Source organism: Rothia sp. 32237D007AR (genome assembly GCF_053544675.1).
The window spans coordinates 144,904-166,069 of record NZ_JBPPUO010000002.1; the positions used below are offsets into that span (position 1 = coordinate 144,904).

The 21,166-nt window shown below is 57.0% G+C and carries 21 protein-coding genes and 1 riboswitch; of the genes, 7 read left to right on the top strand and 14 right to left on the bottom strand.

The features are described 5' to 3' along the window. Window positions 1-23: 23 nt before the first annotated feature. Complete coding sequence (locus tag ACED87_RS02215) at window positions 24-656, bottom strand: C40 family peptidase (RefSeq protein ID WP_449089553.1); 633 nt, start codon at window positions 654-656, stop codon at window positions 24-26. 5 nt (window positions 657-661) lie between these two features. Next, window positions 662-807: riboswitch (cyclic di-AMP (ydaO/yuaA leader) on the bottom strand. A 421-nt stretch (window positions 808-1,228) separates the two neighbouring features. Next, window positions 1,229-1,921 (bottom strand): iron dependent repressor, metal binding and dimerization domain protein, encoded by a 693-nt coding sequence (locus tag ACED87_RS02220; protein WP_449089554.1) that lies wholly within the window; start codon window positions 1,919-1,921, stop codon window positions 1,229-1,231. A 354-nt stretch (window positions 1,922-2,275) separates the two neighbouring features. Here ACED87_RS02220 and serC point away from each other — a divergent pair, with 354 nt between their 5' ends. Then, window positions 2,276-3,370 (top strand): phosphoserine transaminase, encoded by a 1,095-nt coding sequence (serC, locus tag ACED87_RS02225; RefSeq protein ID WP_449089594.1) that lies wholly within the window; start codon window positions 2,276-2,278, stop codon window positions 3,368-3,370. 153 nt (window positions 3,371-3,523) lie between these two features. On the opposite strand, the gene ACED87_RS02230 is transcribed toward serC, so the two are convergent. Further along, window positions 3,524-4,042 (bottom strand): DUF3027 domain-containing protein, encoded by a 519-nt coding sequence (locus ACED87_RS02230; protein ID WP_449089555.1) that lies wholly within the window; start codon window positions 4,040-4,042, stop codon window positions 3,524-3,526. A 108-nt stretch (window positions 4,043-4,150) separates the two neighbouring features. Between ACED87_RS02230 and ACED87_RS02235 the strand changes: the two genes are divergently transcribed. The 4 genes from ACED87_RS02235 (at window position 4,151) to ACED87_RS02250 (ending at window position 7,293) form a co-directional block, all read left to right on the top strand. Further along, window positions 4,151-4,396 (top strand): hypothetical protein, encoded by a 246-nt coding sequence (locus ACED87_RS02235; RefSeq protein ID WP_449083226.1) that lies wholly within the window; start codon window positions 4,151-4,153, stop codon window positions 4,394-4,396. A 125-nt stretch (window positions 4,397-4,521) separates the two neighbouring features. Further along, window positions 4,522-5,232, top strand: coding sequence for a response regulator transcription factor (locus ACED87_RS02240; protein WP_449083225.1), 711 nt, complete (start codon window positions 4,522-4,524; stop codon window positions 5,230-5,232). A gap of 85 nt (window positions 5,233-5,317) precedes the next feature. Next, the gene (locus ACED87_RS02245) at window positions 5,318-6,733 is read left to right on the top strand and encodes an ATP-binding protein (protein WP_449083251.1); all 1,416 of its coding nucleotides are present in this window, start codon (window positions 5,318-5,320) and stop codon (window positions 6,731-6,733) included. A 269-nt stretch (window positions 6,734-7,002) separates the two neighbouring features. Further along, window positions 7,003-7,293 (top strand): WXG100 family type VII secretion target, encoded by a 291-nt coding sequence (locus ACED87_RS02250; protein WP_449083223.1) that lies wholly within the window; start codon window positions 7,003-7,005, stop codon window positions 7,291-7,293. On the opposite strand, the gene ACED87_RS02255 is transcribed toward ACED87_RS02250, so the two are convergent. Beyond that, a complete protein-coding gene (locus tag ACED87_RS02255; RefSeq protein WP_449083221.1) occupies window positions 7,290-8,210 on the bottom strand; it encodes an RNase H family protein in 921 nt (306 codons plus the stop codon). The two genes, ACED87_RS02250 and ACED87_RS02255, sit on opposite strands and share 4 nt — an antisense overlap. 87 nt (window positions 8,211-8,297) lie before the next feature. On the opposite strand from ACED87_RS02255, the gene ACED87_RS02260 reads away from it, so the two are divergent. Then, window positions 8,298-9,098: a 4'-phosphopantetheinyl transferase family protein gene (locus ACED87_RS02260; protein ID WP_449083219.1), complete on the top strand. Its 801-nt coding sequence runs from the start codon at window positions 8,298-8,300 to the stop codon at window positions 9,096-9,098. 45 nt (window positions 9,099-9,143) lie between these two features. Here ACED87_RS02260 and ACED87_RS02265 read toward each other — a convergent pair whose 3' ends face one another. From ACED87_RS02265 to ACED87_RS02285, 5 genes are all read right to left on the bottom strand, one after another. After that, entirely contained in the window at window positions 9,144-10,232 is a 1,089-nt protein-coding gene (locus ACED87_RS02265; RefSeq protein ID WP_449083217.1) for an isochorismate synthase, read from the bottom strand. A gap of 93 nt (window positions 10,233-10,325) precedes the next feature. Continuing rightward, entirely contained in the window at window positions 10,326-11,462 is a 1,137-nt protein-coding gene (rlmC, locus tag ACED87_RS02270; RefSeq protein ID WP_449089556.1) for a 23S rRNA (uracil(747)-C(5))-methyltransferase RlmC, read from the bottom strand. A gap of 149 nt (window positions 11,463-11,611) precedes the next feature. After that, complete coding sequence (gene groL / locus ACED87_RS02275) at window positions 11,612-13,237, bottom strand: chaperonin GroEL (RefSeq protein ID WP_449083214.1); 1,626 nt, start codon at window positions 13,235-13,237, stop codon at window positions 11,612-11,614. A 334-nt stretch (window positions 13,238-13,571) separates the two neighbouring features. Continuing rightward, on the bottom strand, window positions 13,572-14,366 hold the full coding sequence (locus ACED87_RS02280) for a LytR C-terminal domain-containing protein (RefSeq protein WP_449089557.1): 795 nt from the start codon (window positions 14,364-14,366) through the stop codon (window positions 13,572-13,574). Window positions 14,367-14,470: 104 nt separating this feature from the next. Continuing rightward, the gene (locus tag ACED87_RS02285) at window positions 14,471-14,713 is read right to left on the bottom strand and encodes a DUF3263 domain-containing protein (protein WP_449089558.1); all 243 of its coding nucleotides are present in this window, start codon (window positions 14,711-14,713) and stop codon (window positions 14,471-14,473) included. A 62-nt stretch (window positions 14,714-14,775) separates the two neighbouring features. On the opposite strand from ACED87_RS02285, the gene ACED87_RS02290 reads away from it, so the two are divergent. Then, entirely contained in the window at window positions 14,776-15,456 is a 681-nt protein-coding gene (locus ACED87_RS02290; RefSeq protein ID WP_449089559.1) for a uracil-DNA glycosylase, read from the top strand. On the opposite strand, the gene ACED87_RS02295 is transcribed toward ACED87_RS02290, so the two are convergent. From ACED87_RS02295 to ACED87_RS02315, 5 genes are all read right to left on the bottom strand, one after another. Next, a complete protein-coding gene (locus ACED87_RS02295; protein WP_449089560.1) occupies window positions 15,453-17,528 on the bottom strand; it encodes a threonine/serine exporter family protein in 2,076 nt (691 codons plus the stop codon). The two genes, ACED87_RS02290 and ACED87_RS02295, sit on opposite strands and share 4 nt — an antisense overlap. An 80-nt stretch (window positions 17,529-17,608) precedes the next feature. Continuing rightward, on the bottom strand, window positions 17,609-18,709 hold the full coding sequence (locus ACED87_RS02300) for a lipid II:glycine glycyltransferase FemX (RefSeq protein WP_449089561.1): 1,101 nt from the start codon (window positions 18,707-18,709) through the stop codon (window positions 17,609-17,611). A 172-nt stretch (window positions 18,710-18,881) separates the two neighbouring features. Further along, entirely contained in the window at window positions 18,882-19,370 is a 489-nt protein-coding gene (locus tag ACED87_RS02305; protein WP_449089562.1) for a hypothetical protein, read from the bottom strand. 1 nt (window position 19,371) lies between these two features. After that, window positions 19,372-20,733: an AAA family ATPase gene (locus tag ACED87_RS02310; RefSeq protein ID WP_449089563.1), complete on the bottom strand. Its 1,362-nt coding sequence runs from the start codon at window positions 20,731-20,733 to the stop codon at window positions 19,372-19,374. A 93-nt stretch (window positions 20,734-20,826) separates the two neighbouring features. After that, the gene (locus tag ACED87_RS02315) at window positions 20,827-21,105 is read right to left on the bottom strand and encodes an HPr family phosphocarrier protein (RefSeq protein WP_135013272.1); all 279 of its coding nucleotides are present in this window, start codon (window positions 21,103-21,105) and stop codon (window positions 20,827-20,829) included. Window positions 21,106-21,166 lie beyond the last annotated feature (61 nt).

Sequence of the window (21,166 nt, forward strand, 5' to 3'; positions counted from 1 at the left end):
TGCCTTGGGCCGTGTGAGAAGTTTTAGAAGCCTACGGTGTAGAAGCCGTCGACGGGCATGAAGCCGCCACCGTCAACAGAGGTCAGCTGGGTGCCCTGTGAGGGGTTGAGAGCTGAGATCATCTGGCCGTTGCCGACGTAGATGCCTACGTGTGCATAGCCGTTGGTGAAGACGATGTCACCGGGCTGGGGGTTTGAGGTGGGGGTCAGCTCTGCTGCCATGGCGTAGGTGTAGGCGGTCAGGTTGATGCCAGCCTGTGCGTAGACGTAGGAGACGAAGCCAGAGCAGTCCCAGCCCTTGTAGGCCTTGCCGCCCCAGATGTAGGCGCCGCCGATGCCGTCGTAGGCGCCTGCCAGTACGGCTTCACGGGCGTTTGAGAGGTTAACGTTGGCGGGAACTTCAGCGGTGATGGTTGCCTGGGGAGTGACAGCTGCGGGGGCTTCAACTGCGGTGTTTTCAACGACAGCGGTTTCGATGGTGGTGGCAGCTTCGGTACCCCAGGTGGTGTAAGAGTATGCTGCTAGAGCGGGTGCTGCGTTGGCGGGTGCTGATACTTCAGCCACTGCGAATGCGTTTGCAGGTGCAACGGTTGCGGCGAGCATGGCGCCTGATGCTGCGACGATACCTGCGGTACGGGTGATGTTTGACTTAGCCATGAGTGTTTTCCTCCATTGCCGAACGAGGTGAGCTGTCGGGTTCGAGCATGAAGTTCGCTCGGTCGCAGTGTTTGCGACTTTACCCCTAGGGCTCTCGGTGGAGAGCCCGGTAAGGTGGGTCCCCCGCTTCTGCCGTGATTCTATTGTGTTTGTTTCCTGTGAACAGTGGCAGAACTAGGCGGTTCTGTTCGCAGGGTGCTAATCCGACCAGTGACGAGCACGGAACAGAACATTACACAGGCTCTCTTGGTTTGTCACGTTTTGGTCACGATTTCGCCGCAAGAGCCCAAAACTAGAAAGTAGGGTGATTGTTTTGTGGGATGGTCAGGACGCACCCAATAAGGGCAAGATTCCCCTGTGGATAGGCCTTTGACTAGGCAAAATAGAGACTCTTCGCCGTCATGCAAGAAGGTTTTCACCCTTCTTTACCACCAAGGTTTTGTCAGTCTCCCTTTAACTGAGAAGCCCACCACTTAAGGACCTTTCGCTCTGCAAGCCCTTCCCAAAACATCACGATTTAGCAACAAAAAGGGTCCAACAACAGGCGAACCCCCTTATTTGTTACCGAAATGTTATCTTTTGACGATGATTGCCTCGGCAACCTCGGCGCTTAAGGTGAGCGATTCGTCCTCACCATCAGCATGAACCAGCACCGAACCGTCCCTGTTCCCCACAATTGATACCGTTGCCCCATAGACAATTCCCGCATCCGCCAAAAGCCTCAACAACTGCACATCCGTTTGAATAAATTCAGGCAGACGAGAGACTGTAAAGCGGTCATCTTCAGAGGAGTCACGGCCCGCAATAGACATAGTAACCGTGCGCCCATCATTCTCTTGACTCTCAGCCCCCAACTCTTCCAAGCCCGGAATAGCATTCCCATAAGGGGAGAACTTAGGTTCGTTCAGCAGTTCCAGCAGTCGGCGCTCCACCCGCTCACTCATCACATGCTCCCAGCGGCAAGCCTCCTCATGGATATACTCCAAATCAAGACCGATAACATCAGCTAAAAGACGCTCAGCCAGGCGATGTTTACGCATTACTTCCACCGCTTTCTGGCGGCCTTCGTCCGTCAGCTGCAAAGAACGATCGCTAGCCACAGTCAGCAGACCATGCCGCTCCATCCGCGCTACAGTCTGAGAAACAGTTGGCCCCGAATGTTCAAGACGTTCTGCGATGCGAGCTCGCATGGGAACAATATTCTCTTCCTCAAGTTCCAGCACGGTGCGTAGATACATTTCAGTGGTATCAATGAGGTCAGTCATGCCTTCTCGAATCTCCTTGGGCCTGCCCCGCGATAATGGGCTATAGGTGCAGCAGTGTTACCCTTAATTGTATGCGTTCACACCCGGCATAGCCCCTTTGATTCTGCCTTCGCTCACTGGTGTGTTCCCACCTACATTTGACTTGTTCCACCTCACTTTTTCAAATTTATGCCCCATTTTTTGGCGGTTGCGGGGTTTGGTCAGCCCCACTGGCAGGCTCAGGTTGCACAATAGAAAGAGCAGGACGCCAGCGGCACCTTATTTCCCTCACATCAACGCATAGCCGCCCCGGTTGACCTCCTGCTCATGTCTAGGAGTTATTCAGTGACCAACTTTCCCGTGATTCCCGCCGAGATGCTACCTGCCGATGGCCGCTTCGGCGCAGGCCCTTCTAAGGTACGCCCCGAGCAGGTTGCCGCAATTTCTGCCGCCGCAACTACTTTGATGGGCACCTCTCACCGTCAGGCACCGGTCAAAAACCTGGTAGGTGAGATCCGCGAGGGTCTACGCACTTTCTATTCTGCCCCCGATGGCTACGAGGTAGTTCTGGGCAACGGTGGCGCCACCGCTTTCTGGGACGCCGCAACTTTCGGTCTGGTAGAGAACAAGGCCCAGCACCTAACCTTTGGTGAATTTGGCTCTAAGTTTGCTTCTGCCACCAAGGCTGCCCCCTTCCTGGCTGAGTCCACCATCATCTCTTCTGAGGCTGGCACCCGCCCCGAGGCACGTGCAGAAGAAGGCGTAGATGTTTACGCCTGGCCCCACAACGAAACCTCAACCGGTGTTTTTGCCCCGGTCACTCGCCCCGCAGGTATCTCAGAGGACGCCCTAGTTCTCATTGACGCCACCAGCGCCGCCGGTGGCCTAGATGTTAACGTGGCTGAATCTGACGTCTACTACTTCTCACCCCAGAAGAACTTTGCTTCTGACGGTGGCCTGTGGCTGGGCCTCTGGTCGCCTGCTGCTATTGAGCGTGCCGAGCGCCTTGGTGCCTCTGACCGTTGGATCCCCGATTCTTTGAACCTGGTGACCGCTATTAACAACTCTCGTCTCAACCAGACCTACAACACCCCGGCGCTGGCTACCATGATCATGCTCAACGAGCAGCTCAAGTGGATGAACGAGCAGGGCGGCCTGTCTTTTGCAGCAGCACGCACCGCTGATTCAGCAGGGCGCATCTACACCTGGGCTGAGGCCTCAGAGTACGCCACCCCCTTCGTCGCTAACCCGGCTGAGCGTTCTAACGTCATTGCCACCATCGATTTTGATGAGAGCATCGACGCCTCTGCTATTGCTAAGGCCCTGCGCGCTAACGGTATCGTAGACACCGAACCCTACCGCAAGCTAGGGCGCAACCAGCTACGTATCGCCACCTTTACCGCCATTGACCCTGAGGACATCTCAGCCCTGCTAGGCTGCATCGACTACGTCGTCGAAAAGCTCAAGTAGTCCCCCGGTAAAGGCTAAGGACCTCAGTAAAGACTAAGGACGCCGCCCCGCCACTCCCCTGCCCCGCGGCAGAGAAGAGGTGAAGCGGCGTCCTTTTTCTTACCCCCAATGGGGCTCAACCACATAAGTTACTGCACCAGCGGCAGCATGCCACTAGTCCTCAGCAGGTTCACCCTCTTGCGGGCTAGAGTCAGCGCCCTCGTAGTCAGTGTCTTCGTGGTCCTCAGGAAGCACGCGCTCTGCCCAGGGCACCCAGGCAGGTGCAAGCGGGGCATCGTCCCCAGGGAGCAGACCAATTTCGCAGACGGTGGCCACCTTTGAGCGGGGAGCACGCGAGAGGGTAGCAAACCAGAACCAGCCACGGTAGCCCGGCAGGGTGCACTCAAAGAGGTGAGTGGTCAGACGCTCTTCCTCACCCCGCAGATGATGGAGGGAACCAATGGAATGTTCAGGGGCAATATCAGCTAGGCCGGCAAGAGCAACCTCTCGCGCCTCAGCAAGAACAGGATCAACCTTGCTAGTACGGCGGCGGCGAGTAGGCTGGCCCAGGGTGAGCCGGGGCACAGGCTCCTCAGCCTGCTCGGTGGCGGTGGCCTCAAGACCGGGCTGTTCGCAGCTTTCTGCGCTCCAAGCGCCGGGGGCCGTTAGCTCGTCTTTTACCTCTTCAGTCATACCCCTATTAAAGCAGGTCTGCGGGGCCTATGGTCGCCGCGCTCCCCATTGGCGTAATAAGGGCGCTTCTTCAGGTGCCTTTAGCGCTAGCCTTGGTAGCGTAGAAGCATGTCTTCTGAACACACCGAAATTCTAGAGCTACCCTACGGCGGGGCTATTCGGGCGCTGGGAGTGAGCGCCGCCATCCTGATGCTGGTAGGAACCATCTGCGGCGTTACCATGCTCCTGCTCAAATGGGCCACTGGGCAAGCACCCCACTTTTTGAGTGTCACCCCCTTAATTGCTGTGCCCCTGGCTTTTCTAGCACTGGCGGGAGCCTTATTTTTTACTGTGCTTCGCCGCCGAGCCAGCTAAACCCAGGCCACCGGCCTTTAGCTGATGGCGTATTTACTGTGTTTTCCCAACACACCTGATATAAATTCAGCTGAACATACAGTTGCACCCAGCTAGTGCACAGGTAGCGGGAGCACAATTAAAACGTGAATACCAAAGAACCTGAAGCAAAACTGCTGGTCGTCGACGACGAACCTAACATTCTAGAGCTCCTCGCAACCTCCCTGCGTTTTGCGGGCTTTGAGGTTGTCACCGCAGCTAACGGCCGTGAGGCCCTTGAAAAGGCTGAAACTGAGTCACCCGACTTAGCCGTACTTGATGTGATGCTGCCCGATATGGACGGCTTTACCGTCACCCGCAAGCTCCGCAGCTCCGGCCGACTCTTCCCCGTCCTTTTCCTCACTGCAAAGGACGACACCGAAGACAAGGTCACCGGTCTGACCGTAGGCGGCGATGACTACGTCACCAAGCCCTTCAGCCTGGATGAGGTAGTAGCCCGTATCCGTGCTGTTCTGCGCCGAACCCAGCCCCACATCGAAGAAGATTCACGCCTGCGCGTAGACGACTTAGTGCTCGATGACGATGCCCACGAGGTCTTCCGCGGCGACCGTGAAATCGACCTTTCCCCCACCGAGTTCAAGCTCCTGCGCTACCTGATGCTCAACCCCAACCGGGTGCTCTCTAAAGCCCAGATTCTAGATCATGTGTGGGAATACGACTTCAACGGCGACGCCTCCATCGTGGAGTCCTACATCTCTTACCTACGCCGCAAGATTGATAACGATCAGAACCTGCCCCCGCTGATTCACACCAAGCGCGGTGTGGGGTATCTGCTGCGTACCGCCCACAAAAACTAAAGGGGTCACGAGTTTGCGCTCTCGTCTCTCTGTGCACCGGCTGGGTTCGCTCTCCTTGCGAACCCAGCTGGTGCTTTTAACCTCCATGCTGCTAGCTCTGGCTATCTCGGTGATGTCTCTAGTCGCTATTTCAGCGATCCAAGGCAAGATGAAGGACCAACTCGATGATGAGATTACCGCCAGCTATAGCTACCTAGTCACTGCTGTCTACGCTGACCAGCAGCTCTCCCAGACCCAGGGGACCTTCATACCCTATGAAGCATATCTTTTAGATAGCGCAGGAAATATTGTGAGGCCGGTGGCGACCTTGGCTGACGAGTCCTCCTCCCCGGTTATCTCAGGGCTAACTGCTGAGAACGTTAAACGCTATAACAAGACGGCAATAACAGTTCACTCAGCCAGTGGGCACACCGAATGGCGTCTTATCGCCTTCCCTGTAGAGAATACCAGCCAGACCCTGGTCATTGCAGCGCCCCTGACCCAAATCAACCAGACGGTAGCTATCGTGGGTGGTCTCACCATGCTCTTTGGTTTAGCCACCCTGCTGGCTTCTATTGCCCTGACATGGGTGATCGTCACCAGAGCTTTTGAACCTCTTGCCAGGGTGGAGCAGACCGCCGCCCAGATTGCCGCAGGAGACCTCTCCCAGCGCATCGAAAACTACAGCCCCTATAACGAGATAGGTCACCTGACCACCTCGCTCAACACCATGCTCTCGCACATTGAAGAGGCCTTCGACGCTCAAAAACGCTCAGAGGTCAAGATGCGGCGCTTTGTTGGCGATGCCTCACATGAGCTACGCACCCCCCTGGTCTCTATTCGCGGCTACTCTGAGCTCTACCGAATGGGGGGCCTACCCAACGAGGAGGCCGTAGCCCTGGCCATGGATCGTATCGAGTCAGAATCTAAGCGCATGGGTCAGCTGGTAGAAGACCTCTTGACCCTGGCCCGTCTCGATGAGCGCCGGGTAGCTGAAAATGCCCGGGTAGATTTGCTCAAGCTAGCTACGGACGCAGCTAATGACGCCTTCGCCTCAGCCCCCGATCGCACCATCGAGGTAGTGGGGTTAGAGGGCGCCCAGGCCCTTACCGCCCTGGTCTGGGGTGATGAGCAGCGTCTACGCCAGGTGATTGCTAACCTGATGACCAATGCCCTGCGTTACACCCCGGCTGGTTCTCCCATTGAGATTGCGGTCGGCTCAGTCCCCGGTATTGATGGCACCTGGACCTCGGTGCTACAGGTACGAGATCACGGCCCCGGAATTCACGGTGAGGACGCCGAACGCGTCTTTGAGCGCTTCTACCGGGCAGATACCTCCCGCACCCGTGAGACAGGCGGTACCGGCCTGGGGCTGGCTATTGTGGCAGCTATTGTGGGCCAGCATGATGGCACCGTGCGGGTTGAAGAAACCGAAGGGGGCGGGGCAACCTTTACCATCCGCATCCCCCAGTACAGTGACCACACTGGGCCACCTCGACTGACGGCAGAGGAACAAGCCTAGATAAGGCTTTAGGGCCAGATTCACCCCGGTTCACGCACCCTGTGGATAGTAGTGAGAAAGCGTCATGAAAGCGTCATAGGTGCACCCCGCCCTCCTCCCCTTTGATAGGGAAACCCCGCCCTAGCAGCCTAACTGCGCAGGCGGGGTTTTCCACAGCTTCTCTTTTTCTTCCCCCAGCTACAAGCACCCCGTAGGCTCAGAGACATCAGGCACCCATCAGGGAATCCCTGAAACACCCTCTTATTTCCCAAATTCACAAGGAGAGCCTCATGGCCCAGTTCAATGTCGATGCAGACCTCATTGCCAGCAAGTCAGCCCAGGCCCGCGCCCAGGTAGACACCATCGTCTCAGACGTCAATGCCCTCACCGTCTCACTCCAGGACCTTCAGGGCTCCTGGACCGGCGCGGCGTCCGCTAACTTTCAGGGTGTGCTCACTAACTGGCGGGCCACCCAGCGCCAGGTAGAAGAGTCAATTGCCCAGATTAACGAGGCGCTCTCACGCGCCGGTGTGAACTACTCCGAAACCGAAATGGCTAACGCTGCCATGTTTGTCGGCTAGTCTCTAAGCGCGGTGTCCTGGCGGTAGCGGAGCTTCCAGCTACCGCCGGTGAGCACCCAGGTGCTCGACCGAACCACCCGACCGCGTGCGGTGGGAACCTTTGAGACCAGAAGGGCAGAATCTTGCCCTAAGGCAAGGGAAGAGACCAGTTCAGGTTCATCTGTCGTTGCGCAGGCCCTCTCCCGGTAGGCCAGGACGGTTGTCCTATCAATAATCTGCCCGGTCGGCACCACCCAGCTCACCTCAGGGTGCAAGAGTGCCCCCACCAGTTTTTCTGACCCGTATATAGAAGGTTTAAGCATCTGCCTTTCGCAGGCCAGCGCCTCAGACACAGGGTCCACCAGGCTCTCAACGGTGCTAGTTCTCTCAACAAGGCTAGTGTTCTCAACAAAGCTAGTGCTCTCAGCAGGGCTCTCAACACTCTTCTCAACAGCCTCTTGCCCTGTGCCCTTCAAACCAGGGCCTGTCTCTACCGGAGTACCATCACGATAGGCCTGGGCAGCCCGGTTGGCCCGTTCATCAGCAGCCTCGTTAAGGGGGTGGCCGGTGTGCCCTTTCACCCACTCAAAAGAATAGCTCCGGCCCTGAGTAGCCCGGTCAAGGGCCTGCATCAAATCGACGTTGAGCACAGGTTTACCATCGCTTTTCTTCCAGCCCTTTTTCTTCCACCCCGGCATCCATTTGGTGATGGAGTTGATGGTGTACTGGCTATCGCAAATAACATGCAGATGCTGATCTGCTCGGTCTGCGGTTGCTTCGAAAAGGTCAAGCACGGCTTTGAGCTCACCCATATTATTCGTGCCGTGCTCCCAGCCACCAGCAGCCCAGTTATCCTCGTCGATATACCAGGCCCAGCCAGCAGGCCCAGGGTTGCCCAGGGCAGAGCCGTCAGCGGCAGCAACGATTTTTTCTGTCATAGTCCTCAAACCTTAAACTGTTAGGGTGCAGGCGCATTTCATTCTACGCGCCCTCTCACCTGGACCATCACCGCTAGAATGGTCATCATGGTTCACCCTTCAACACCCGATGTCTCAGCGAGCGCCCAGCTCACTCTTTTCTGCATGCCCGCAGAGACACTCCGCTCAGGTCATGGGGTGAGCTGGCTGGCCCATGTTGGTTTAGAAGAGCAGGTGAGGGCAGCGGAGTTTAAGAACCCGGACGAGGCCCTGGCCTTTGCAGCCCAACACACCTTAATGCGGTGTATGGCAGCGGCCTTGCTGGATGTGAAGGCGAACTTAGCGGCAGAGATTGAGGTTGATCGCACCTGTTCCCTGTGTGAGAGCGGGCAGTTGCACGGTAAGCCCCGCATTGAGGGGGTCAATCTCAATATGGCCCGGGCTCTAGGGTTAGCGGTGGGAGTCACTGGCCCTACTGGGCTCAGCCTGGGAGTAGATGTGATGACCGTACGCGGCAGCTACTACGACAGCTTTGACTCTATTGCTCTAGCCGATTACGAAAAGCGGGTGGTGGCGTCCTTACCCGACCTAGAGGCGGCACTAGCTAGGCACCTTTTCTGGTGTGCTAAGGAGGCGGTGCTGAAAGCTACCGGCTACGGGTTGGCTTTGGAGCCTCGTAAGGTCATGCTTTCTTTGCCTCCGTTGCCCAGCGATTTAGCTCAGGCTCACGGGCTTACCGCTATGGCCTCAGCCCAGCTACCCGGTGAAAGGGAGCCCCGCACCTATTGGGTGACCTGGCAGGTTTTTGAGGGCACCCACCTCTTGGCTGTGGCCAGCGACCAGCCTCATGTTCTTATTAGCCACCGGGTCACAGCACCTTTTATGGTGCGGCGGGTGCTGGCAGTATAAACAGCCCAGAACTGCAGGCAACCTCAAACGACTAGGAACCTCAAGCTATAAAGAGCCCACATCAAGGCCAAGAGCGCGGGCGAAAGTCCCTAGCTTTGTAGCAGTCTCAGCGTGTTCACCGGCCGGAGTGGAATCCTTGACGATACCGGCACCAGCGAAGAGAGTGGCCGTGTGGGGGGCTACTTGGGCACAGCGTAAGACCAGGTACCAGCTGCCCTGCCCGCAGGCGTCCATATACCCTACTAGCCCGCCAAAGAAGCCGCGGTCAAAAGGTTCACACTCTTCAATCAGGTTTCGCGCCAAATCTGTGGGTGTGCCGCAGATGGCGGGGGTAGGGTGAATTGCCCTGGCTGCCTGGAGGGAAGAAACACCTGGCAGTAGTTGCCCGGTCACCGGTGTGCTCAAGTGCCAGAGTTGAGGTGTAGCCAGTAGGGAAGGAACAGGGGGCACATGCAGTTGCACGGTCAGGGCTCCTAGCCGCTGGCGGATGTCACTGACCACTGTGGCGTGTTCTGCCCTGTCTTTAGCCGACCGCAGAAGAGCCTCACCAACGTGGGCGTCATCGGTGCTGCCTGGGGTGGCAGTTCGGGCAGCAGAACCAGCGAGAGGAACCGTCCTCAAAGAGGTGCCCTTGGTGTGTAGTACCAGCTCAGGAGAAGCACCCATGAGGTAGTTGCCGTTAGGTAGCTGGGCACTAAAAACTGTGGCCCGCTCTTGCTGGACCCGCAGAGTATCAAAAAGGTGGGGTAGGTTAAGCTCCTGGTCGTAGCTTATCTGCAGCAGACGGGCCAAGACGACCTTATCGAGCTGGCCCCGGTTCAGAAGCTCCACCGCCTGGGCCACAGAAGCCCGGTAACCCTCATTGTCGAGTCCCACCAGGTGGGAAGGGGCAGGCTGTTCTACTGACTTGAGCACCGGCAGGGGGGTTTCTTCTGCCACCCAACGCTCAGGTACAGCAAGTTGGGCAGGGGCGTGCGGGTCAAAGGGGATGAGCCCCACCACCGCTGAGTTACGGCGCTGGGCTAGGCTCAGGGCGTCCGCCTCGTCTACCGGAGTCAAGGCACCTTCGGCCCGCACTACGGTAGTGCCTTCGGCCAGCATAAAAGGCGAAGGCAAAGCAGACAAATGGGACATTTTACTTTCTTTCACAAACAGTTGAGCAGTGGGGGCAGGGCCCCTTTTACCCTACTCCACCGGCTATAAGAAGCCTAAACGTACAGGGGTCTTTTACTGCTGCCGCTCTAGGAGCATAATCGTCTCGTAGTGGCTGCTGTGGGGGAACATGTCCATCACCTGCCCCTGCAAGGGCTTCATCGAGGGCATCTTCTCAAGGTCTTTGACCAGGGAGCGCAGGTTACAGCTAGAGTAAATCACCTGCTCAATTCCGCTCTTCTCGACCCAGTGGGCAAGGTCTGGCCCTAGCCCCCGCCGGGGCGGGTTAACAATGAGCATCTCAGGTACCTGGCCACTGCTTATAGCGTAGTCAGGGGCGTCCTGGGCGATAAAGGTAAGCCCTTGTAAGCCCTGTTCTGCAACGGTGCGCTGGGCAGAGGCAATAGCCTCAGCACTAATTTCGATACCGGTGACGGTGGCACCTTGGGGCATGACTGCGGCAGCGTGCAGGGCAAAGCCCCCTACCCCGCAGTAAAGATCCCAGAGGCTAGCCGGTGCGGCCTGGCTCACCCAGGTCTGTGCCCGGCGGTAGAGGGCAGCGGCAATAGGGGTATTGGTTTGAAAGAAGCTCTGGGGGCGCAGGTGCAAGGTCATGCCATTGACCTGCATGGGCAAGGTGGTGCGCTCGGTGAGAATGATTTCTTCTTCTCCCTCTACCAGTGCCACGTGTTCTCGCAGCAGGTTCACGCTCACCACAGCTAGCTGGGGTAGTTGCTGGTGCAGCCAGTCCAGGTGCTGTTTGAGGGCAACAATCAGCTTTTTAGAGCGCAGAACAAACCGGATCATGAGCTCACCGGAATCCGAGGCTGTGACAAGAATATTTTTCAGTTCACCCTTGCGCTGCGGAACCTTATAGGGGGTGAGGTTAGCCCCTTGGATGAGCTGGGTCAGGACGGGAATCGCCCGGCTTATGGCAGGTAGGTAGAGCTGGCAGTTGGTCAGGTCTATGCCCTGGCCCTGCCGGTCGAGAATACCGAGAGTAGGGTGCTGGGAGGTGCTACCGACCACCAGTTTGGCCTTGTTGCGGAAGGCTTGGTCAGCGCTGGGTACAGGGTCGAGCCAGTGCAGGGTGCCCCAGGGTTCGAGCAGGGTCTGGGCGTCCTTCTGCTTGCCCGCTAACTGGTGGGGGTAGGGGGTTTCAATCAGGGAGCATGAGCGGCAGAGGCCGGCCTCGAAGTAGTGGCAACGCATAGCTTCACTATTTTACAGCCCGCAGGGGTAGGCGCATAGGAGGGGTGCCTGGTCTGTTAAAACGCGGAACCGGCACCTGCTGGTGCAGGTGCCGGTTGAGGCAAATACTTCAGGGGCTCAAAAGGTTTCAAGCCCTGGAGTAGGGGTGGTTACATCATGCCGCCCATGCCACCCATGTCGGGGGCGGGGGCTGCTGCTGCAGGTTCGGGCTTATCAGCAACGACGGCCTCGGTGGTCAGGAAGAGACCGGCGATGGAGGCAGCGTTCTGCAGGGCAGAGCGGGTTACCTTGACGGGGTCGTTAATACCTGCGGCCATGAGGTCTTCGTACTCGCCGGTAGCAGCGTTCAGGCCGGTACCTGCAGGCAGGTTGCGGACCTTATCGACAACGACGCCAGGCTCCATGCCAGCGTTGAAAGCGATCTGCTTGAGGGGGGCGTCGATAGCGACGCGGACGATGTTAGCACCGGTTGCTTCGTCGCCAGAGAGTTCCAGCTTCTCGAAGGCCTTAACGCCAGCCTGGATCAGGGCGACGCCACCGCCGGGGACGATGCCCTCTTCAACGGCTGCCTTTGCGTTGCGCACGGCGTCCTCGATGCGGTGCTTGCGTTCCTTGAGTTCAACCTCGGTAGCGGCACCAGCCTTGAGCACTGCAACACCGCCAGCTAGCTTGGCCAGGCGCTCCTGCAGCTTCTCGCGGTCGTAGTCAGAGTCTGAGTTGGCGATTTCGCCGCGGATCTGGGCTACGCGGCCTTCGATGGCGTCAGCGTCGCCGGCGCCTTCGATGATGGTGGTTTCGTCCTTGGTGACAACAACCTTGCGGGCCTGGCCGAGCAGGTCGATGGTTGCGGTGTCTAGGGAGAGGCCTACTTCTTCGGTGATGACCTGGCCACCGGTGAGGATGGCAATGTCAGCTAGCTGGGCCTTGCGGCGGTCGCCGAAGCCAGGAGCCTTGACAGCTACAGACTTGATGGAGCCGCGCATCTTGTTGAGCACCAGCAGGGCCAGGGCTTCACCCTCAACGTCTTCAGCGACGATCAGCAGGGGCTTGCCGGACTGCATGACCTTCTCAAGGACGGGTACAAGATCCTTGACGTTAGAGATCTTGGAGCTAACGATCAGGATGTAGGGGTCTTCGAGGACAGCTTCTTGGCGGTCTGCGTCGGTGACGAAGTAGCCTGAGAGGAAGCCCTTATCAAAGCGCATACCCTCGGTCAGTTCCAGGGTCAGGCCGAAGGTGTTGGACTCTTCGACGGTGATGACGCCTTCCTTGCCAACCTTTTCCATGGCCTGGGCGATGAGCTTACCGATTTCGGGGTCGCCTGCTGAGATAGATGCGGTAGCGGCGATTTCTTCTTCGGTTTCAACTTCCTTAGCTGACTCCAGCAGCTCGGCGGTGACAGCTTCTACAGCCTTTTCGATACCGCGCTTGAGGGAGAGGGGGTCAGCACCAGCGGCGACGTTGCGTAGGCCTTCGCGCACGAGGGCCTGGGCGAGGACGGTTGCGGTGGTGGTACCGTCACCGGCGATGTCGTCAGTCTTCTTGGCGACCTCTTTGACCAGTTCTGCACCAATCTTTTCGTAGGGGTCTTCGAGTTCAATTTCCTTGGCGATGGAGACACCGTCGTTGGTGATGGTGGGTGCGCCCCAGGCCTTCTCCAGTACGACGTTGCGACCACGGGGGCCGAGGGTTACCTTCACTGCGTCTGCTAGGGTGTTCAGACCCTTTTCTAGACCGCGGCGTGCCTCTTCATCAAAAGCAATCAGCTTTGCCATATGGCTTTCGCTCCTTCTGGAACATTCGGGTTGAGCGCGATTCTTCGGTGCCCGCGACGGACGGCACACCCCGGTGTGCTGCCATGGGGCAGGTGGGGTGGGCCTCACCAGAGCATCGCTTCAGGTGTTTTACTCAAGAGCGGTTCGGCCGCTAAACCTAGCACATGATTTAGCAGTCGAAGCCTCTGAGTGCTAATACCAATCTTGGCACTTGAGCGGTAGGGGCGCAAACCTATTGTTCCTTCAAGTGAGCCTTAATCGCCCACAGCGCACAAGTCGGGCAGGCGGAACTGTATTGAGTCCTAGCCCAGTTGAGTTCTGGCCCAGCTGAATTCTAGCCCAGCTGGTAGGTGCCTGTAGCTGTCTCGTAGATGTAGTCACCGGTCGGGTCCAGGTAGAAGGTGGCGGTGGCCGGATCGTAGCTGTAGCGCTCGGTAGTAGTGGGTAGGGCGGGGTTAGTGGCTAGTTCCCCTGCCCCGAGGCCTCCACTCGCAGGAGCACTGGCAGGAGCACTGATGGAATCGCTAGCAGGAACACTGGCAGCGTTTGAAGGTGAAGAGGATACCCCGCCCAGGCTAGCGGGGTCAAAGTCGGACCCAAGCACAAGGTAGATCAGGCCGGTCTCTGCCTGGTAGTCCTGGGCGATGGTGGGCAGGCCCAGGGTATCGGCTATCTCATTGGCTTCTGAGGAGGCTCCCGTGGCGAAGTACACCATGGACTCAGCAGCATAAGCCCCGGCCCAGTTAGCGGTAGAGACTACGCTATAGCCTTCTTCTTCAAGGACTGCGGCAGCCTGGGCGGCAGAACCAGAGGGAGCACTAGAGTTATACACTTCAACCTTCACACTGGAAGGGTCAGTGGTGGGGGTAGGCTCTGGGTTAGGGCTTACCTCAGCGGTGGCAGGGGCTGGGGCAGCGGTATCTGGGCTTGTTGCAGCGTCAGGGGCAGCAGTGCGCGGTGAGACCACATACATGAGGCCACCCACCATAAGGGCCAGCACACCGCTGATAATGATGGCCAGTAGCCCAGCGCGAGAGGTTGCCGTATCGACTACGGCACCACGGTAGGCGCCGCGGCGGGCAGTGCTCTCGTCAATATCGTCGAACTCATCGCGGGGGTAGCGGTTCACAGGCGTCCTCATCATCATGGGCGGTGGCGGGCTTTTAGTTACTAGGGTACACGGGCTTACAGGGCGGTACACGGGCTTACAGGGGAAGGCGCCCCTAGGCCTGATCAGGTTAGGGCATCGCGCTTGAGCCGCAACCGACGGGTCAGCGCCGGTTCAGCGGCAATAGCACGCGGGTTATCAATCAGGGCGTTGAGCTGCTGATAGTAAGCCACCGGGGTAAGTCCCAGGGCGCGGGTAATTTCCTGCTCTTTACTGCCCTGGTATTTGAAGCGTTTTTTCTCCAGCGCGAGAATAGCCGCTTCGCTCTCACTCAGCCCTTCATCAGGTTCACTGCTCTCGCTGCTCATCTGCTCCCTCTCGGTGGTCTAGTCTTAGTAGGGAGAATACCTTACCCCGCCCAAGGAGTGCCGTGTCTGCCCGTCCCCTGCATGAAATTATGTCCCCTGACTGGGCCCAAGCTCTAGCCCCCGTCGAACCCCAAATCCGGGTCATGGGCAACTTCCTCAGGGCAGAACACGAGGCAGGACGCCCCACCCTACCCCCAGGCCACGATATCTTCCGGGCCTTCACCTACCCCATGAGCGAGGTCAAGGTACTAGTGATTGGCCAGGACCCCTACCCCACCCCAGGCCATGCCATGGGGCTTAGCTTTTCGGTCCACCCCGCGGTGCGTCCGCTACCTCGTTCCCTACAAAATATCTACAAGGAACTCCAAACCGACACCGGGATAGTACCCCCACCCCATGGGGACCTCACCGCCTGGAGCGCCCAAGGGGTCATGCTCATGAACCGGGTGCTCACCGTCGGGGCAGGCCAAGCAGGGTCCCACCGCAACCTGGGCTGGGAGCACATCACAACCGCCGCTATCGAGGCACTAGCACAGCGGGGCACGCCCCTGGTAGGCCTGCTGTGGGGAGCGGACGCCCGCAAATGCAAGCCCCTACTGGGCGGCTACCCCTGCGTTGAGTCGCCCCACCCCTCACCACTCTCAGCCTCACGAGGTTTCTTCGGTTCCCGGCCCTTCAGCCAGGTCAATGAGCTTCTCATACAGCAAGGGGCGCAACCTGTGGACTGGGCCCTACCCCACTAGCGGTCCCGCTTCTCCTGCTGTTCATTACCCTCCAGAGCCGGGCTAAGATACCGCTGAATGAGGTACTGCATCAGATAGCTACCTAGCACCACACCCGAAGCCATGGAAAGAATAATGGCAATAGCCGCCACCATACCCGGCACACCAGCATCTGAATTAGCCTCCACCGTAAAAAGATAAAGACCACGGAACACCGACAAACCAGGGAGCAAAAAGGTCAAGGCAGGCACATAGAAAATAGACGCCGGAGCATGCAAACGGTAAGCCAAAAAAGTACTCATCAGACCAATCACCAAAGCCGCAAAAGCCGTATTAGCCCGCCCAGCACCGCTACCAAAAATGAACGTATACCCCTGATACACCCAAAAACCGCAGGTAGCGATCAACAAAATCCACAAGAGGGTAGGCCAGCGGGCATGGGTAGTAACCGCAAAAGCCAAAGACGCCAGCATGAAGAAAACATAACTTACCCCCAGGCTGGCACCCACAAACCGGGTCTCATTAATATCAAGCTCACTCACCCCCAGCACCGACAGAGCCGCAACCGCCGAAGCCAAGCCCACCACAATCCCCAAGAAAGACATACCGGTAGACACAAACTTACCCGCCGCAGTGAGCGGAAAGCCGTTAAGGGCGTCCTGCACCGCTGATACCAGCCGGGCAGTCGGCAAGAGCATAATAAGCCCAGCAGTCACAATATGAGGTGCGGAAACATGAAAGCCCACCTGAGAAAAAAGAGAGGCCTCATCCGATATATAGATAGCTGCGAAGGTCACCACACCAGCGCCCGCCGCCAGGTTAAAGAAACCAGGCATCTTCAACTTAGAAATAAGACTGTTCACAAAGTGAATCACCAAGAAAACGATACCGCCCACAGCCCCCGCAGCAAGCGACCCGCCCACAGCTAAAACCAGTGAAAAAGCCGCCACAATATTAGCCAGCATAATCACCATAGGCGAATAAGGCTTCTTAGCAGTATTAATCGTATGCAGGCGACGCTCAGCCCGATGACGCGGCAACCCGCCAGCAGTAATGTCATTAATGAGCTGATAAATATCATCAAGAGCCGCGTAATTCGCTGACCACGACCGCACCACACGCATGACCGTATGGCTAAACCGCTCCTTACTCGCAGAAGACTCCCCCGCCACACTCAGATTGACGGCACGGGTACGATCATCAACCTCATCAATATCTGAAACATAGTTAATAATGACCGACTGGTTAGTGATATCAATTTCAACATCATCCAACCCATAGGCCGCACACACTGCCACAATAGCCGAATCCACATCAACAGTATCGGCCCCATAATGAAACATGGTCTCAGCCAGCCGCAAAGAAAAATTAAGCACCTCACGAGCAGCCTCCTTCTCACGCACATACTCAGCCCGGTGAGCACCAGCAATATTGAAAGGACGCTGAGCCAGGCGGGCGACACCACGCATAGGCTTAGTTAGCGACTGATCCGTGCTCACAAAAGACTTCAAAGAAGAACGCACCCGCGAAGGACGTTTAGAGGCCGGACGGCGCGGGGCAGCCGGAATAGCCACAGTGTGCGGGCCAGAGGTAGAGGGGTAAGAGGCCTGTTGCAGGCCGGTTGGCTCATCGACCCTAGGGGGGTCAAAGGCGCTCGCACCCTGGCCTGATTTTCCCTGGCCCATTTCTCCCTGGCCCAGGTGGGCTAGGCGGTCACGGAGCTGTGGGTCCCGCACCTCGGCTAGGGACACCACCGGCAAGGGCCCCCAACAACCCGGTGCCGTCGAAGAGGAAGGAGCGGCCTGCCCACTGGCGTCCGCGGCCTGCCCACCAGAGTCTGCACCTGGCTCGCTGGCACCCGCACCCTGCCCACCGGCACCCGCACCCTGCCCACCGGCGTCCGTACCCTGGGCAGGGGCCTGAGTCGTTCCCTCACCTTGCCCGCTCGTCGGGTGCTCGCCCGGTGCCACACGCGGCAGGAGGGTGGTTTGCCCAAAAGCCCCTGCGCCAGTATCTTCCTCAGCAGGGGCCAGATCAAAAGCAGAGGCGGAAGGGTAAGCCTTCTGCTGCAAGGGGGTCTTGCTAGGGGTCAAAGGTGTTACTCCTTCCGCCTCTTACGGTGAAAGATGTTCAGGCACAACAAACGCTGCACCTAGTGTGAACCGGGGTCGGTTTAGTAGAAAGGCTGGCCGGTTTTACGCACCCAGAGCTGGCGCATAATCTTCTCAACAGCCTGGTTCCAGGCCTTGTACTTGACCGGTGAAAGCACCTGATCCCAGACACCCACATAGTCGATGACGTCCTTGGTGAAGGAGGTCTTGAAAAGGCCCAAACCGTAGTGGTGGTGGTCCTTGTTCTTGAGCTCGCTCTTAGGCGGGGTGCCGCAGAAGTCGTAGCTCTTAATCTCAAATTCCTTCATCAGGTCGGTCAGGGCAGTCCACTGAACCTGGTGAGAGTCACCGTACTGTTTACGGCGGGGCTTGGAGCCGCCGTCCTTATAGGTGCCCTTCTGGCCGTAGCGAATCACGTACGCGCCTACGGATGGCTCGCCGTCCTCGTAGGTGAAGTAGAGGCGGCCCTGGCCGGCCTCTTCGAAGGTGGTCCAGAAGTCGCGGTAGTAGTCGTAGGAGCGCAAGTGTACGTTGGCATTACCCTGGCCCACGGTGTCCATCAGAGCATACATCTTCTTCATGTTCTCTTCAGTCAGGGGCACCCGCTCCACTTCGCAGCCCTCGCGCAGGGAGCGGCGCACGGCGTTGCGTCCGCGCGATGAGAGGGACTTGAGCACATCGTCTTCGCTCTTGTCGGTATCAAGAATAGCGGTAGAGTCGTTGGGCTGAATGTTCCAGCTCTTCACCAGCCCAGTCTTGGCCATAAAAGCGTTGGCGGAGTCATCTGCAATGATGTCAGGCTCAATCTTGACCGCAAAAACACCCAGCTTTTCACGCTTGATGAAGTTCTTATTGGCCTCAAGAATTGCGGGGATTTCTTCAACAGAGTTCACCCCAGGGCCCTTAATCATGTACCAGATTTTACCCAGGGCAGGCACAGACTTTTCGAGTACCAGGTTGTAGCTGGCAAAGGGTGCTTCTTCACCGTTAATCTCGGTGGTGCCTTCGTAGACCAGGTAGAGGGGCTTCCAGCCGTGCTTGGCCTTCACGGAGGCAAAGGACGCTGACTGCAGCAGGTTGCCGCCGCCGGGGCTGGCGATGACGTGCTCATCCCAGGAGGCGATTTCGGCGTCGGTAGCGAAGCGGGCTGTGAACTGTCGCAAGGTCCCTCTTTTTCTTTTCAATGCGCCCCTAGGCGCGGGAAAGGTTTCAGCTTCCAAGTCTATCGATTGTGGGGCAAGGTGTGCATCCTTTAACAGCGTGAGATGGGCTGTCTTTTGCTGTGGTCTACATCGACAAAGAATTATATGTCGTAGAACCCCAAGTATATAGGGACTAAAAATCAGGGCCGATACAATGAGCCCCTAGTCCAGTATCTAGAGTCCATAACCTAATATCTGCCTGTTTCCCGACTCGTGCCCGGTAACTTTCAATTTCTGTCAAAATCCAGACATCGCCGGCTCCTACCCCACTTTGGGCATGGTCAATATAGGAGATTCCGCTCCCCGCCCCCTCCAAGAACTTGTTGATGAAATCTGCATTCCATTCAAAATTATGCAAAATATAGGGAGGCAGCGAGAGGGAAGAAAGTTTCAACCATCCTTGAAACTTCTCTGCAAGTGTTCGGCGCTGCCTTCCATCCGACAGTTGGGCTATGTGATTTCCCGTTTCGATAACGGCTGTTACCGGAAGAATAAAATGACAGCCAGTCTTCTTCTGCAGGGCTTTAAAATCTTCCGCTACTTCTTGCCTATCTTGGTCTTTGCCCGGAACCATCAGCAAGTTACAAAGAATGGACGTATCAATAAACACAGTCTGTTTCATGCTAAATCCCTAGCAAGTCATTAAGAGCTCTGTAGTCAGGTTGTGGTGTCTCAGTATCTCGAAACTCGTCTGCAACTACAGCCTTCCCTAAGGTTTTGCTTGCAAGAACCTGCTCAAAATCAGGGAAATCTACCAAGGGTTTAAGGAGGGATTTTCCAGTATCCGGGTCCCGATAACAGACGACGATGCTCTCGTTGAGTCGGCCTTCTGCCGCATCTAAGAGAGCCGGGCTATGTGTAGTTACCAAAACCTTGAAATTCGGTCTTTTGCCGCTTTCTTCAACCATGTGAAGTAGCCGGGAAGCTTGGGAAGGATGAACTCCATTTTCCAATTCTTCAATAACGGTCAGCACCCCGCCCTGTACTACCTTATTCTTGTCCCCCAGCTTTTGGACAGTTCCGGCTTTGATATCAAGGCTTTCACTAGCAGGTAATAAAGTAGCGGCTATGGCCAAGAAGCGCAGCAACCCATCGCTCATCTCCCGAGCAGGAGTTTGAAACTCTTTTTCCTGAAGAGCTAGCATTACCTCATTCAGCTCGGTCCTCACAAAATTAATGCCTGTGATACCGTCATCCACAATTTCACCTACCAGCTTCTGGATATGGTCAAAAGTAGTAGGGTCTTGCTTACTCAAAGCTAGCAAGACGGCAGAGATATTTTCACCAGTACGCTCCATATAACGCGGGTGCTCTCGGACGTAATCTCGCATAAGGTAAGGTACCGGGTCGAGATGGAAGACGGAGAGAAGAGCCTCACGTACAGCTGCGGCGCCCTCAACTGCCGAACGAACACCCAGTTCGTCACTGTATTGGAAACGGTCAATGAACTGTGTCAGGACTAGCCGGTTGTCCGCGAAAAGCGTTCTAGGGTTGCAGCCTTGTTTTCCGTTATGGTAGTAAGCCTCAAGGCTACCTGTTCTCTCTTTTTGCCAAGAGTGGGCATTGAACAGCCGCCTTTTTTCTTCCCATACCCTTCCACTGGATGGAAGTGCGGGACCGGTTAACTCTTCACTAAGAATCCTGCACTCGCCCTCATGGCTTACACCAATGGTCAGGCTGTATCTATGGTCTGCCCCATCCATCTCAACTAGGCAGCCCAAGGTAAAAGATTCTTCTCCATGGGGGACTAGACCGACGCTACCACCGCGGATAGCCCCGCCCTCCCGTCTGCGCCCGTCAAGCGCATCATTGATAGACTCACCGCCAGCCAAACGGCTCAGGGCATCTAAAGCGTCCAAAGCATTAGACTTTCCAGTGCTGTTTCGCCCAATCAGGAGAGTTGTATCAGCTATAGGCAGAGTCTGCTCTTCAAAGCCCTTAAATGAGGTCAGATGAAGTTCTTTAAGTTCTGCGGTCGTTCCCATAGAGTTAGTTTACTAGCTGGTTTGAGAATCGCTCAATGAAAAGAAAAAGCCTACCACTTACACGGTGGCAGGCTTTTTCAGAGTAAAACCGAACTACTCGGCGTCGTGGTCGGTCTCGAGGATCTTGACCAGGGTGTCGAGTGCTTCTTCAGCGCCTTCGCCTTCTGCGCGCAGAACGACCTTGTCGCCGTGCTTAGCACCGAGTGACATCAGGGAGAGGATGGAAGCTGCGTCCATTGCCTCGTCTGCGGGCTCGCCTTCAGCGGCGATGGTGACCTCAACAGGGAGGTCGCCTGCTGCTTCAGCGAAAATCGCTGCGGGGCGGGCGTGCAGGCCAACACGGCTTGCGATGGTGGCAATACGTTCTGCCATGGGGTTCTCCTTAATAAAGGGGTGCGGATTTTTGTCCACTACTGAGTCTAAATCAGGGCGC

Coding starts and splice junctions, on each gene's coding strand:
- ACED87_RS02215 (WP_449089553.1), bottom strand. CDS start 656: ATGGCTAAGTCAAACATCACCCGTACCGCAGGTATCGTCGCAGCATCA.
- ACED87_RS02220 (WP_449089554.1), bottom strand. CDS start 1,921: ATGACTGACCTCATTGATACCACTGAAATGTATCTACGCACCGTGCTG.
- serC (WP_449089594.1), top strand. CDS start 2,276: ATGCTACCTGCCGATGGCCGCTTCGGCGCAGGCCCTTCTAAGGTACGC.
- ACED87_RS02230 (WP_449089555.1), bottom strand. CDS start 4,042: ATGACTGAAGAGGTAAAAGACGAGCTAACGGCCCCCGGCGCTTGGAGC.
- ACED87_RS02235 (WP_449083226.1), top strand. CDS start 4,151: ATGTCTTCTGAACACACCGAAATTCTAGAGCTACCCTACGGCGGGGCT.
- ACED87_RS02245 (WP_449083251.1), top strand. CDS start 5,318: ATGCTGCTAGCTCTGGCTATCTCGGTGATGTCTCTAGTCGCTATTTCA.
- ACED87_RS02250 (WP_449083223.1), top strand. CDS start 7,003: ATGGCCCAGTTCAATGTCGATGCAGACCTCATTGCCAGCAAGTCAGCC.
- ACED87_RS02255 (WP_449083221.1), bottom strand. CDS start 8,210: ATGACAGAAAAAATCGTTGCTGCCGCTGACGGCTCTGCCCTGGGCAAC.
- ACED87_RS02260 (WP_449083219.1), top strand. CDS start 8,298: ATGGTTCACCCTTCAACACCCGATGTCTCAGCGAGCGCCCAGCTCACT.
- ACED87_RS02265 (WP_449083217.1), bottom strand. CDS start 10,232: ATGTCCCATTTGTCTGCTTTGCCTTCGCCTTTTATGCTGGCCGAAGGC.
- rlmC (WP_449089556.1), bottom strand. CDS start 11,462: ATGCGTTGCCACTACTTCGAGGCCGGCCTCTGCCGCTCATGCTCCCTG.
- groL (WP_449083214.1), bottom strand. CDS start 13,237: ATGGCAAAGCTGATTGCTTTTGATGAAGAGGCACGCCGCGGTCTAGAA.
- ACED87_RS02285 (WP_449089558.1), bottom strand. CDS start 14,713: ATGAGCAGCGAGAGCAGTGAACCTGATGAAGGGCTGAGTGAGAGCGAA.
- ACED87_RS02305 (WP_449089562.1), bottom strand. CDS start 19,370: ATGAAACAGACTGTGTTTATTGATACGTCCATTCTTTGTAACTTGCTG.
- ACED87_RS02310 (WP_449089563.1), bottom strand. CDS start 20,733: ATGGGAACGACCGCAGAACTTAAAGAACTTCATCTGACCTCATTTAAG.
- ACED87_RS02315 (WP_135013272.1), bottom strand. CDS start 21,105: ATGGCAGAACGTATTGCCACCATCGCAAGCCGTGTTGGCCTGCACGCC.